Source organism: Pseudomonas sp. MWU12-3088 (genome assembly GCF_023242405.1).
GTDB lineage: Bacteria > Pseudomonadota > Gammaproteobacteria > Pseudomonadales > Pseudomonadaceae > Aquipseudomonas > Aquipseudomonas kribbensis.
On record NZ_JALJEA010000006.1, the window covers coordinates 203,030 to 216,917 of the forward strand.

4 protein-coding genes are annotated in these 13,888 nt (G+C 64.7%); 2 read left to right on the forward strand and 2 right to left on the reverse strand.

Going from position 1 to position 13,888, the window contains the following annotated elements; all coding sequences use genetic code 11:
- Positions 1–10,521, reverse strand: a complete 10,521-nt coding sequence (locus M5B98_RS16455) for an autotransporter-associated beta strand repeat-containing protein (RefSeq protein WP_248743271.1) — start codon at positions 10,519–10,521, stop codon at positions 1–3.
- A 407-nt stretch (positions 10,522–10,928) separates the two neighbouring features.
- On the opposite strand from M5B98_RS16455, the gene M5B98_RS16460 reads away from it, so the two are divergent.
- Both M5B98_RS16460 and M5B98_RS16465 read left to right on the forward strand, forming a co-directional pair.
- Positions 10,929–11,888 (forward strand): nucleoside-specific channel-forming protein Tsx, encoded by a 960-nt coding sequence (locus tag M5B98_RS16460; RefSeq protein WP_248743272.1) that lies wholly within the window; start codon positions 10,929–10,931, stop codon positions 11,886–11,888.
- Between the two features lie 14 nt (positions 11,889–11,902).
- Positions 11,903–12,925, forward strand: coding sequence for a purine-nucleoside phosphorylase (locus M5B98_RS16465; protein ID WP_248743273.1), 1,023 nt, complete (start codon positions 11,903–11,905; stop codon positions 12,923–12,925).
- A gap of 3 nt (positions 12,926–12,928) precedes the next feature.
- On the opposite strand, the gene M5B98_RS16470 is transcribed toward M5B98_RS16465, so the two are convergent.
- Entirely contained in the window at positions 12,929–13,885 is a 957-nt protein-coding gene (locus M5B98_RS16470) for a quinone oxidoreductase family protein (RefSeq protein WP_248743274.1), read from the reverse strand.
- Between the last annotated feature and the right edge of the window lie 3 nt (positions 13,886–13,888).

The following is a 13,888-nucleotide window of genomic DNA, read 5'->3' on the forward strand; positions in this document are numbered from 1 at the left end:
TCAGAAGCTTTGGCTGAAGCTGATGGTCATTGCGCTGTCGTTGTTGTCGCTGGACACCTGGCCCGAATAGCCGATGCCGAGCTTGCCGGTCGGGCTGATCTGGAAGTCCACGCCGGCTTCGAGCAGCGCACTGTCCTTGGCGATCGGCACGCCCTGGGTGCTGAACGATGCGCCGCCGTCGATGAAGGTCAGGTCGGCATCCGGCTTGGTGTCGCCGTAGGCATGCCGCCAGCCGATGGCTGCGCGCGGAGTCAGTTGACTGCCGTTGGCAAGGGTCACCAACTTGCCGATGCGCACACCGAGGGTCGAGTAGGTGATGTCCTGATCGGCATCGCCTTTCAGGCGCCCCACTCCGCCTTTTTCCTTGGCGGTGTCGCTGTCGTAGTTGACGTAGGCCAGGCCGGCGAACGGTTCGATGGCCACGCCGGCTGCATTGATGGCGTAACCCACTTCACCGAACACCTGGGCACTGCGGGCATCGTAGTCAGCCTTCAGACGGTCGTTGTAGGCACCGACGCTGACGTCGCGTTTGGTCTCGATGCTGTGCCAGCTGTAAGCCGCGCCGAGGCGCACGGCCAGTGCATCGAACTGCGAACTCAGGTACGCCGCCAGGTGGTAGCTGTCGACCTTGGCATCGGAGTTGCGATCGTGGGCGTTGAGGTTGCCACGGGTGTAACCCGCGGCCATCCCGGCGCGCCATTGATCGTCGAGCTGCTTGTCGGTGCCGAGCATGAAACCGCCGAGGCTGCGATCGACTTTCGCCGTGTTGCTGTCACCGCCCATGTCGCCCCAGGCACCGATGGCACGGGCCCAGCCGACCATTTCACCGTGGCAGCCGTTGCTGCTCAACTGGGTGTCGCTCGGTGCCAGCGTGCGGCGTGGATCGTCCGATGCGCTGCAAGTCGGTTGACGCATCCGGTCGTTGACCGCTTCACGAACGAAGCGTGAATCCTCGAGGACCGCGCTCGCAGTGCTGGCATGGATCTCCCCGGACAGACTGTCGAAGGCGTGACGCGCACCGGCCACGCTGAGGTTGACGATTTCATTCTGCAACGCAGCGCCCGCCGGACCGTTACGCATCAACGCCGAAGCGGTGTTGCGCTGGTTGCGGGTGGCGGCGACGTCGGCGAACGAATTGCCGTTGCGGCTGACCACCAGATTCACCGCGTCAGGGCTGTACACCAGCGCCGTGTCGAGGAACGCGTATTGCGGCAGATCGGCGGCGCTGAATGTGCCATTTACGCCACCACCAGCGGTGATCAGCGAGTACACGGTGTTGCCGGTGAACGGCGCCAGGCTGTTCACTTGCAGGCCACCGCCCAGGGTTGCCGTGCCGCCGACAGCCAGAGGCGTAGCGGTTGGCGAGCTGACGGTCAGGGCCAGCACACCGTCCGGGGCGTTGGTCAGGTTGCCCGCCACACTCAAGGTGCCGTCACCACCGCCGGAGGCCACCACACCGTGGTTGACCACCGAACCGACGCTGCCGTTACCGCTCAGGGCCGCGCCGTTGGCGACGGTCACTTGACCACCCAGCGATGCCCGCGCTGCCCGGCTGCCGACTTGCAGCACACCTTGATCCACCGACACGGTGCCGCTGAACGGTTGGTCACCGGTCAACAGCAACCGCGACACACCACGTTTGGCCAGTGCGCCGACGCCACTCAGACGACCATTGAACTGACCGTCGGTGTTCTGTTGGAACACTACCGAAGCGTTGTCGATGATGTTGCCTTGCAGGCTGGTGGTGTTACCGATCAGCGTACCGCCGCTGACGGTAGTGCCACCGCTGTAAGTGTTGGCTGCAGTGAGAACCAGGGTGCCGGAGTCGAGTTTCTCGATCCCGCCGGTACCGATCAGCGGTACATCGATTTGCGTGGTGGCGCCGGCATTGACGCGGATCGGCGCCGGAGTGCCGCCAGGTCCGTTGACCGGGGTCAGCGTGTCACCGGCATCCGGTACCAGGCTGTAGCCGTTGACGAGGAATTGCATCCCGGTGAAGTTCTGATTGCCCTGCACGGTGACCGTCCCGCCCTGCCCGCCAAACACTGCGAACTGGCCGTTGGAGCCCAGCGCCTGAGTGCCGGTCGGGTCGGTCCAGTTGGTGCCTGGGCCCCACACGCCGCTGCCGCCACCGATGCTGCCGTCCGGGTTGGTCTTGCCGCCGTTCCAGAACTGCACCTCGCCCGGTGTGTTCTGTACCAGCAGGTTGACCTGATTGGCCAGCGCCGTTTGCAGGGTCAGATTGGCCGCCGAAACCGGCAGGCTGCCGTAGACCAGACCGTTGTCGGTCAGCGTGCCGCCGTAGCTGAAAAGTTGATACACACCGGTGCCGAAGCCGCCGGCGTTAGTGATGTTCAGCGTGCCGTCGAGGGTCAGGTTGCCGGCAACGTTGACCACGGTCGTGGAACTGGCAGCGGAGCCGAGGGTGAAGTCCAGATTGGTCCCCGAAGACAACGCCAGGGATCCGACCGACAACGGCGTCGCGCTGCCGCCACCCAGCAGGGTCGCACCGCTGGCCAGTTGCACGGCCCCGCCGAACTGGCCGCTGCCGCCGATCTTCGCGCCGCTGGCGACATCGACACTGGCGCTGTTGAGCACGCCATTGACGTTCAGCGTACCGGCCTGAACCGAGGTGTTGCCGGTGAAGGTGTTGTTGCCGGTCAACAGCAAGGCGCCAGTGCCGGTTTTGTTCAGGATGCCGGCGCCGGTCAGATTGCCGGTGTAGCTGCCGTCGCTGTTCTGTTCGAAGGTCAGCGTCGCGTTGTTGACGATGGCGCCTTGCAGGCTGCTGGTATCGCCACGGGTGCTCCCGCCGTTCAGCGTGGTGCCGCCGCTGTAGGTGTTGGCGCCGCTGAGCACGAGGTCGGCATTGCCGTTTTTCACCAGACTGCCGCTGCCGGTGACCGCACCGATCAGGGTGGTGCTCTGGTTGCCGGCCAGGGTCAATTGCGCACCCAGGTTGATGGCGTTGGCCAGTTGCAATGCAGAGGTGCTGTCCAGGGTGCCGTTGCCCGACACACTCAGTGCACCGCTGCTGATCGCGCTGTTGTTGCCCAGAACCAGCGTACCGCCGGCGAGCTGGGTACCGCCGCTGTAGGTGTTGCTGCCGTTGAGCGTCAGGCTCGATGGGCCGGTCTTGATCAGACTGCCGCTGCCGCTGACCACGCCGCCGAGAGTCAAGGCGTTGGAACCGGCGACGGTGAGTCCGCCATTGAGCACCACATCGTTGGCCAGGTTGACCGCCGTGTTGCTGTCCAGCGCCGTGCCGTTGGCGGCGGTCAATACGCCGGTGCCGAGGGCCGCATTGTTGCCGACCACAATCTTGCCGCCGTTGAGCGCGGTGCCGCCGGTGTAACCGTTGGCGGCGTTGAGCACCAGGGTGCCGGTGTCGTATTTGCCCAGTGTGCCGGCGCCGTTGAGCGCGACGCCCACGGTGGCGGTGACGTTCGGATCGACCCGCACGGTGGCGTTGCCCAACGAACCGTTGACCAGATTCAGCGAACCCGCCGTACCGTTTTGCAGGATGTAGCCATCGGTGACGAACTGCATGCCGGTGATGGTTTGCGCGCCGTTGACGGTCACGGTGCCTGCCGCGCCCTGGAACACCGCGAAGCTGTTGGTCCAGGCCTGATTGGTGGTGCCGTTCACATCGGTCCAGTTGGTGGTGCCGGTGCCCCAGGTGCCGCTGCCGCCATCGACGGAACCGTTGGCGACAAGCTGGTTGCCGTCCCAGAACTGCACGGTGACGCCCGGTGCGGTGACCAGCAGGTTGATCTGGTTGGCCAGTGCGGTTTGCAGGGTCAGGTCGCCCGGGGTGACGCTGCCGGGCACGGTGCCGATCAGCATGCCGTTGTCGGTCAGGCCGCCGGTGTAGTTGATCAGGCGATACACGCCGCTGCCGAAACCGCCGATGTCGCTGACGTTGAGCGTGCCGTCGAGGGTCAGGTTGCCACCAACGTTGACCAGCGCGTTGCCGCCACCGGACACCGGTGCGCCGAGGCCGACGTCAAAGTTGGAGTTGGCGTTGAACACCAGCGAGTTCACCGACAGGGTGCTGCCGGTGGCGCCGGCCAGATGACCGCCATCCGCCACGGTCACCGCCCCGCCGAGCGAGCCGCCGCCGGTCAGGGTGCCGCCGCTGTTGACCAGTACGCTGGCGCTGTCCAGCGAGCCGCTGACGTTCAAGGTGCCGGCGTTGACCGTGGTGTTGCCGGTCAGGCTGTTGAGGCCGGTCAGGGTCAGCGTTCCGGTGCCGAGTTTGCTCAGTTCGCCGGTGCCGGTAAGCACGCCGTCGAAAATGCTGCTCGCGTTGTTGCCACCGATGCTCAGGGTGTTGCCGCCGCCGATCAGCGCTGTACCGCTACCGGTCAGGCTGGCGAGACTGCCGGAGCCGCCGAGGTTGAGGGTCGCCGCAGCGCCGAGATTGACCCCGGCGTTGCTGCCCAGTGCCGAGTTGCCCAGGGTGGTCAGGCTGCCGGACTGCACATCGAAGGTGCCGCTGAAGGTGTTGTTGCCGGTCAGCGTCAGGTCGGCCAGACCGTTCTTGGTCAGGGTGCCCGCCCCGGCGATCACGCCGCCCAGGGTCAGGTTGTTGTTGCCGGCCACGCTGAGATTGGCATTGACGTTGAGGTTGTTGGCCAGCACCAGCGGCGCCGTGGTGTCGAGGGTCGATGCGCCCGCCACGGTCACCGCGCCGGAGCCCAGGCCCGCCGAGGTGCCGAGGGTCACGGTGCCGGCGTTCAGCGTGGTGCCGCCGCTGTAGGTGTTGATGCCATTGAGGGTCAGGTTGGAGGCGCCGTTCTTGATCAGACCGCCGGTTCCGCTGACCACGCCGCTGATGGCTACGTCACTGTTGCCGGTGTTGGTCAGGTTGGCGTTGAGCACCACGTTGTTGCCCAGCGACACCGAGGTGTTGCTGTCCAGCGCCGAGGCACCGGCCACGATCAGGTTGCCCAGACCGAGGGCGCCGTTGCTGCCGGCGGTCAGGGTGCCGGCATTGAGGGTGACGCCGCCGAGGAAGTTGTTGGCCCCGGACAGAATCAGGTTGGCCGCGCCATTCTTGGTCAGGCTGCCGGCGCCGTTGATCGCGCCACTGAGGGTCAGATCGTTGCTGCCGACGATTGCGAGGTTGCCCGCCAGGTTGATCGCGTTGGCCGCGCTGAAGGCGCCGCTGGCATCCAGCGTGGTGCCGTTGGCCGCATTCAGGGTGGCCGAGCCCAGCGCGCTGTTCGACGCCAGAATCAGACCGCCCGCGTTCAGTGCCACCGGCCCGAGGAAGGCGTTGTTGCCGCCGAGGGTCAGGCTGGCCGAACCGTTCTTGATCAGCCCGCCAGTGCCGGAAATGACACCGTTGAGGGTCAGCGCATTGCTGCCGAGCACGGTCAGGTTGCCATTCAGCGTGGCAGCGTTGGCCAGGGTCACGGCGGTGTTGCTGTCGAGTTGCGTGCCGGCATTGGCGATCAGCGCGCCAGTGCCCAGTGCGGTGTTGCTGCCAACCACCAGGGTGCCGCCGTCCAGTTGCGTGCCGCCGGTGTAGCTGTTGGCGCCGTTGAGCACCAGGGTACCGGCATCAAGTTTGTTGAGGATGCCGCTGCCGTCGATGTTCACGCCGACCGTGGCAGTCACACCCGGATCGACCCGCATCGCCGTGGTGCCACCGCTGCCGTTGACGGCGGTCAGCAAACCCGACGTACCGTTGACCACGTTGTAGCCATTGGTGAGGAATTGCATCCCGGTGAACAGTTGCGTGCCGTTGACCGACACCGTGCCCGCCGTGCCCTGGAACACCGCGAAGTCGCCGGCCCAGGTCTGGTTCAGCGTGCCGTTGGAATTGGTCCAGTTGGTGCCGCCGGCATCCCAGGTGCCAGTGCCGCCATCCACCGTGCCGTTCGGGATTGTCTGGCTGCCGTCCCAGAAACGCAGGTTGGTATTCGGCGCCGACACCACCAGGTTGACCTGGTTGCCGAGGGTCTGCACAAGAATGTCGCCGAGGCCATAACCTACCGGCACGCCGGCCACGGTCAGGCCGTTGTCGGTCAGTGCACCGATGAAGTTGAACAGCCGATAGACGCCAACACCGAAACCGCCGGCATCGGTGACGTTGAGATTACCGTCGAGAGTCAGGTTGCCGCCGATGTTCATCAGCGACGAAGTCGATGGCGTGGCGAGGCTCGCGTCGACATTACTGTTGGCCGTAAGGATCAGCGACGAGGTGGACAAGGTATTGCCCGAGGACAACGCCAGATGACCGCCGCTGTTGACAGTGATGAAGCCAAGCGCCGAACCGGTACCTGTGAGCGTGGCGCCGTTGTTGACGTTGAGCTGGGTGCTGGCCAGCGATCCGGTGAGATTCAGCGTGCCGGCGTTGACATTGGTATTGCCGGTAATGCCGCTGCTGCCGGTGAGGTTCAGCGTCCCGGTACCGACTTTGGTCAGGGCGCCGCTGCCACCGAGGTCGCCGTCGAAGGTGCTGGTGCTGTTCACGCCGCCCACGGTCAGGGTGTTGCCGCCGGCGATCTGCACACTGCCACTGCCGCTCAGCCCGTTGAGGCTGGCGCTGCTGTTGAGATAGAGATTGGCACCGGCGCTGATGTTGGCGCCGGAGGTGTTGCCCAGCGCCCCGCTGCTCACGGTGGTGACGCTGCCGGAGGCGATGTTCAGCGCACCGGTGAAGGTGTTGTTGCCGCTGAGCGTCAGGTCGCCGAAGCCGTCCTTGGTCAGGCTGCCGGCGCCATCGATCACGCCGCTGAGGTTCAGGGTGTTGCTGCCGGCCAGAGTCAGGCCGGCGTTGAGGGTGATGTTGTTGCCGATGCTCATGCCGGTGCTGGTATCCAGCGTCGAAGCGCCACCGACGGTCAGGCCGCCACTGCCCAAGGCAGCGGCCGAGCCCAGTGTCAGCGTACCCGCGTTGAGCGTGCTGCCACCGCTGTAGGTGTTGGTGCCGTTGACGGTCAGGTTGGCCGCGCCGTTCTTGATCAACTGGCCGGCGCCACTGATCACACCGCCGAGGGTCAGGTCCTGGGTGCCGCCGACGCTCAGTGCCGCATTGAGCACGACCGCGTTGGCCAGGCTGACCAGCGGCGAACTGCTGTCGAGGGTTGCTGCACCACCGACGGTCAAAGCGCCGGTGCCGAGGGCCGAGCTGTTGCCGGCGGTCACCGTACCGGCGTTCAGCGTGGTGCCGCCGACGTAAGTGTTGGTGCCATTGAGGTTCAGATTGGCTGCGCCGTTTTTCACCAGGCTGCCTGCTCCGGCGACGGTCCCGGTGAGGGTCAGATCCGCGCTGCCGCCGATGTTCATCGCGCCGGCCAGGTTGACCTGGTTGCCCAGCGTGACGGCGGTGTTGGTATCCAGCGTGGTGCCGGCCGCTGCGTTCAATGCGCCGCTGCCGAGCGCGGTGTTGCTGCCGACAATCAGTTTGCCGACGTTGAGTGCGGTGTTGCCGAAATAGGTGTTGGCGCCGTTGAGAATCAGGTCGGCGGGGCCGCTTTTGGTCAGGCCGCCGACACCGGAGACCACGCCCGCGAGGGTCAGCGCATTGCTGCCGCCGATGGTCACGTTGCCGCCGAGGTTGACGTTATTCGACAGACTCGTAGCGGTGCTGGCGTCCAGCGTGGTGTTGTTGCCAGCGTTGAGCACGCCAGTGCCGAGGGCGGTATTGGAGCCGACGATCAGTGTCCCGGCGTTCAGCGACGTAGAACCGGTGTAGGTGTTGTTGCCGGTCAAGGTCAGGGTTGAGGAGCCGGTCTTGATCAGGTTACTGCCGCCGCTGATCACGCCGCCGAGGGTCAGCGGGTTGGCGCCACCGGCGGTGAGGTTGGAGTTCAGCGCAATGGCGTTGTTCAGCGTGACGTTGGCGCTGCTGTTGAGCGTTGCGCCCGCCCCGCCCACTGTCAGCGTGCCGGTGCCGAGTGCCGCGCCGTTGCCGACGGTCAGGCTGCCGGCGTTGAGTGCGGTGCCACCGGTGAAGGTGTTGGCGCCGTTGAGGGTCAGGTTGGCGGTGCCGTTCTTGATCAACTGACTGGCGCCGCTGAGCACGCCGCCCAGAATCAGGCCGTTGCTGCCGCCGATGGACAGGTTGCCGTTGAGGGCGACGTTGTTGTTGAGGATGACCGAGGTGTTGCTGTCGAGAGTCGCGGCATTGGCGACGGTCAGGGCGCCGCTGCCCAGTGCGGCGGCGTTGCCGATGGTCAGGGTGCCGGCGTTCAGCGTGGTGCCGCCGCTGAAGGTGTTGGCGCCGTTGAGAATCAGGTTGGCCGCGCCGTTCTTGGTCAATCCGCCGCTGCCGCTGACTACGCCGCCAAGCGTCAGGTTGGCGTTGCCGGCGATGTTCAGGTTGCCGCCGAGGGCGACGGCGTTGCTCAGTGCCACGGTGGTGCTGGCATCGAGGGTGGTGCCCGCCGCCGTGGTCAGCGCGCCGGTACCCAGCGCGGTGTTGGAGCCGACGATCAGCGTCCCGTTGTTCAGCGCCGTACCGCCGGAGAACGTGTTGTTGCCGCTGAGGGTCAGGTTCGCGGTGCCGCCCTTGATCAGGCTGCCGGCGCCGCTGATGACGCCACTCAAGCCAAGCGCCTGAGTGCCGCCGATGGTCAGCCCGCCCGCCAGCGCCACAGCGTTGGCCAGGGTCACCGCTGTGGTTGCATCCAGCGTGGTGCCGGCCGCTGCGTTCAATGCGCCGGTGCCAAGGGCGGTGTTGCTGCCGACGAACAACGTGCCGCCGTTGAGCGCGGTGGTGCCGCTGTTAGTGTTGTTGCCAGTCAGGGTCAGGCTGGCGCTGCCGCTCTTGGTGATCGCGCCGGTGCCGGAGACGATGCCGGCCAGGGTCAGGGCATTGCTGCCGAGCACGTTCAACGCACCGGTGATGCCGACGTTGTTGGCCAGGGTCACGTTGCCGGTGCTGTCGAGGCTGGTGCCGTTGCTGGTGTTGAGCACCCCGGTGCCCAAGGCGTTGTTGTTGCCGACGCGCAGGGTGCCGGCGTTGAGGCTGGTGATCCCGGTGTAGGTGTTGATGCCGTTGAGGGTCAGGCTGCCGCTGCCGGTCTTGGTCAGGTTGGCGGCGCCGCTGATCACTCCGCCCAGGGTCAGCGCACCGGTGCCGGTCGCGGTCAGGGTGCTGTTGAGCGTGATCGCGTTGGCCAGCGAAATCGGCGCCGTCGCCGAGATGCTTGAAGAGCCGCCGACGGTGATGCCGCCGGTGCTGAACGCCTGGTTGTTGCCCACCAACACCACACCGCCGTTGAGCACGGTGTTGCCGGTGTAGGTGTTGATACCGTTGAGGTTGAGCTGACCGCTGCCGATCTTGGTCAGGCCGCCGGTGCCGGAGATCACACCGTTCAGGGTCGTGCCGTTGATGCCCTGCAGGGTCAGGCCGCCCGCGCCCAGATTGATCTGGTTGGCCAGGATCAAACCGGCGTTGCTGGCCTGAAGAATCCCGCCGTTGGATGTCAGCACACCGCTGCCGAACGCGCCGTTGTCGTTGAACTGCGCGACACCGCCATTGAGGGTGGTCGCACCGCTGACCAGGGGTCCCTGCAAGGTCCAGGTGCCGCTGTTGAGGGTCAGGTTGTTGAAGTTGACATAGACCGCGCTGGACGCCGTGCCGGTCCCGGTGGTGCCGCCGCCGAGGCCGATCGGGTTTTGCAGGATCAGCGTGTTGGTCCCCGCCGCGCCGCCATCGATCGTGCCGGTCGGGGCGAAGGTCAGGTTGACGCCGATCAGGCCTCCAAGGCCCACGGAGACTTGCACGCCGTCACCGACGTTAACGCTCGAACCGGTGATCGCGTAGAAGGTGTTGGTGCTGCCCGCCCCCATCGACAAACCGCCGGTGATGTTACCGGCGTTGGTGAAGGTGTTGCCCGCCACTGACGTTTCGAACGCCATCCGGCCGTTGATCGTGCCGCTGGCGCTGTTGGTCATATTGACCTGCGAACCGCCATACACCCCGACCACCGGCGTATCGGCCAGGGTGATTCCGCCGACCGACAATCCGGTGGAGGTGATGGTGCCGTCGTTGGTGATGGTCGTCGTGCCCGACACCGAGTTGTTCACGGCAATCCCCAGACCGTCGATGCTGGTCAGGTTGAGGCCGAGCAACATGCCGGTGCCGCGAATGATCCCGGTTGTGTTGTTGGCGATGCTCACCGTGCTGGTCGCGCCGGTGCCGATGAACGCACCGCCACTGAGAATCGAAACCAGGCCGAGCAAGGCCGGGTCGATGGTGCCGGAGTTGTTCAGGTTGATGTTGGCCCCGGTCAGGTTGATCACCTTGCCGCCGAGGGTGGAGTTCATCTGCGCGCCGTTGGTGACGTTGACCGTCACGCCGCTGCTGGCGCTGCTGTAGTCATTGAGAAACAGCGGCAACGTCGGAACACCCGAACAGGTGATCGTCGAGCCCGCGGCCGAGCAGGTGGCGAACGCCTGCTCGCTGACCCCGCCGAACAGAAGTCCGGCGACGCTCAGGTGCACTGCAAGGGAAAGTGGGGAAAAGCGCGAAACGAGGGCGACACCAAACCTTGCTTCCACGGGTTACTCCTTTCGTGGCCAATTTCATCCTTGAAGGCGTGCGAAGGCGGCAAGATCCAACACGCGTATCAAGCGTATGACGGTCATCAGATAAACCGTCTATTCCAGACACACGCTAGTTGATGCCCTGCGATGGGGCATTGATTAAATAGTGTTAATACTTTTGTGCGATAAGGCGCTGCGGTGATACTTCCAGCCGTTCTGAACAAGGTCTTGAGGTGCTTGATACGGGCCAGGCCTACACCTGACCGAGGCGCCAGATAAACCACCGAATTGATCGATTTTTCAGGGTATTGCGAAAATTGGTACGGCTTGTGCAAACGTTTGCGAGTCGTTGTTGACCGCATTTTCGTAACAAAACCGTACAGCCCCGAAAACCGGGCCCTGATCCGCAAAAAGGACTTTGAATGCACGCTTCTTCCTGCCGCCGCCGTCGTGGTGCGCGACCGTTTGCTGTTTCCCTGCTACTGGCCGGCGTTACCGGAGTTCTCAGCCACACGGCGCTGGCGCAACCTGCCTTGCCCGAAGAATCCGCCCAGGGCGAAGCCCTCAGCCCCGAAGCCAGCCCACCGAAAAAAGGCGCGTACCTGTCGGACTGGTACAACCAGGACCTGATGCTGATCGGCAGCAAGGACATCAGCTTCGGGCCGCAACCGGCCGACGATATTTACCTGGAATACGAATACTTCGGGCGCAAAGGGCCGTTCGAGCTGTACGGCTACATCGACATTCCGAAGATCTTCAACATCGGCAACAGCCACGACAAAGGCGTGTGGGATCACGGCTCGCCGGTGTTCATGGAGCACGAACCGCGCATCTCCATCGACTACCTCGCCGGCCGCAGCCTGGCCATCGGGCCGTTCAAGGAATGGTACGTGGCGTTCGACTGGATCTACGACCACGGCAGCCGCAAGGAAAACCGCGCCAACACGCTGTACAGCGGTTTCGGCACCGACATCGACACCCACTCGCGGGTCAACCTTTCGGCCAACCTGTACGGGCGCTACCAGTGGGAAAACTACGGCGCCAGCAATGAATATTCGTGGGACGGCTACCGCGCGCAGCTCAAGTACATCGTGCCGATCGACAAATTCAGCAACGGTGCCTCGCTGACCTACATTGGTTTCACCAACTTCGACTTCGGCTCGGATCTGCACAAGGACAACCCGGCGCGCACCGCCAATGCCACGGTGGCGACCAACGTGTTGCTGTACTCGTTCACCCACCTGCGTTTCACCCTGGTCGGCCGTTACTTCCACAACGGCGGCAACTGGGAGGACGGCAGCGAGCTGAACTTCGGCGACGGCAACTTCCGCGCACGTTCCAACGGCTGGGGTTACTACGCCGGCATCGGTTATCAGTTCTGAATCCAGGAGCCATCATGAAAGCAATGACGCGTGTATCTCTGGCCGCTGCGGCCCTGCTCTCCTCCACCGCCTGGGCGGCCGAGGCACCGATTCAGCCGAAAGTGGTGCTGATCACCATGTTCGCCCCGGAGGCGCAAAACTGGATCGAGCGCCTCGAACTCAAACAGGAAATCCGCGTGCCGGGCCTGTCGGCCGAGTACCCGACCATCCGCTGCAACACGCAGCAGGTGTGCCTGATGACCACCGGCATGGGCCAGACCAATGCCGCTGCCTCGACCCTGGCACTGGCCCTGTCGCCGAAATTCGACCTGCGCAAAAGCTACTTCCTGATCGCCGGAATTGCCGGCATCAGCCCGAAACACGGGACCATCGGCACCGCCGCCTGGGCACATTATCTGGTGGAGTTCGGCACCCAGTGGGAACTGGATTCACGCGATGCGCCGTCGAGCTGGCCGACCGGTTACCTCGGCATCAACACCAAAGGCCCGAACGAAAAACCGCCGCTGGACTACAAGACCGAGGTCTTCGAACTCAACCCGAAACTGCAGGCCAAGGCCTTCGCCCTGAGCCACAAGGTCGAACTGAGCGAGAGCAAGGAATCGGCCGCGTGGCGCCTGAAATACCCGGCAGCACCGGCCAATCAGCCGCCAGTGGTCACCCGCTGCGACACGCTGGCGGGCAACACCTGGTTTTCCGGCACGCGCCTGAGCGAACGCGCCGAGGTCTGGACCAAATTGCTGACCGACAACAAGGGTGAATACTGCACCACCCAACAGGAAGACAACTCCACCTACGAAGCTCTGCTGCGCGCCAGCCGCGAAGGTCTGGTGGACGTACAGCGCCTGGCCGTGGTGCGCGCCGGCTCTGACTTCGACCGCCCGGCGCCGGGCGGCAGCGAAGTGGACAACCTGCTCAAGTACGCCGATCAGGGCGGATTTGTGCCAGCCTTGGAAAACCTCTACCGCACGGGGAATCCGCTGGTGCAGGACATCCTGAAGCACTGGTCGGCGTGGGAGCACGGCGTGCCGGACGCATAAGCATCAAGGCATCAGGATGACCTTGTCGCCGCTGCCCTGATTCACATCGGCATAGCGCGCCAGCGCTTCGGCCAACGGTGCTTCGACCAGTCCTTGCGGCAATGGCAGCAAGTCTTCGTCGAAGAACCGGCCGAACTGCTCGAGCATCGCCGCACAGGCTTCAACGCCGTACAGCAACGAGTTGATGCCGACCACGGAGCCACCCTTGCGATACAGGGCCAACGCCGGCAGTTGCACATGACCGTCCACCGGCGCAGCGATGATCGCAATACGCCCGAACGGCGCCAATGCGGAAACCGAAGCCGGCAGCCAGAACCCGGTGGTGTCGAAGATTACATCGGCACCGCCGCGGTATACCGCGTTGACCTGAGCGCCGAGTTCTTCAGGCTTGTCCAGCTGGATCGTCTGATAACCCTGCGCCTGCAAATCCTTGACCTGCTCCGGCCGCCGCGCCGCCGCCAGCAACTGCGCACCACGCACCTTGGCCAGCGCCAGTGCCGCCGTCGCCACCGCCCCGCCGCCGATCACCAGCAAACGGGTTTCGGCATTCACCAGACTGCGCTCCAGCGCATCCCACGCCGTGGTGTAAGGCACGCCGAGGCTGGCGGCCTGGGTGAAACTCAGGTGCGAAGGTTTGTGCGCCACGCCATTGGCCGGCAGTTTGACGAACTGCGCATGGGAGCCATCGGCAAAAAAGCCCAGTTCGCGCCCGGTGCCCCAGACTTCCTGACCGATCAACGCCTGCGGCCCTTCGACCACCACCCCGGCAAAGTCCCGACCGGGAATGCGCGGCAGCGTGGTGTACGGGAAACGCCCGAGCACATTCTTCACGTCGCTGGGATTGAGGCCGGCAGCCTTGATCTGTACCAGCACCTCGTCGGCCCCCGATACAGGCGTCGGAACCTCGACGAAGCGCAGGGAAGACAGGTCTCCGGTTTTATCGAATTGCAGTGCTTTCATGAG

Coding starts and splice junctions, on each gene's coding strand:
- M5B98_RS16460 (WP_248743272.1), top strand. CDS start 10,929: ATGCACGCTTCTTCCTGCCGCCGCCGTCGTGGTGCGCGACCGTTTGCT.
- M5B98_RS16470 (WP_248743274.1), bottom strand. CDS start 13,885: ATGAAAGCACTGCAATTCGATAAAACCGGAGACCTGTCTTCCCTGCGC.
- M5B98_RS16465 (WP_248743273.1), top strand. CDS start 11,903: ATGAAAGCAATGACGCGTGTATCTCTGGCCGCTGCGGCCCTGCTCTCC.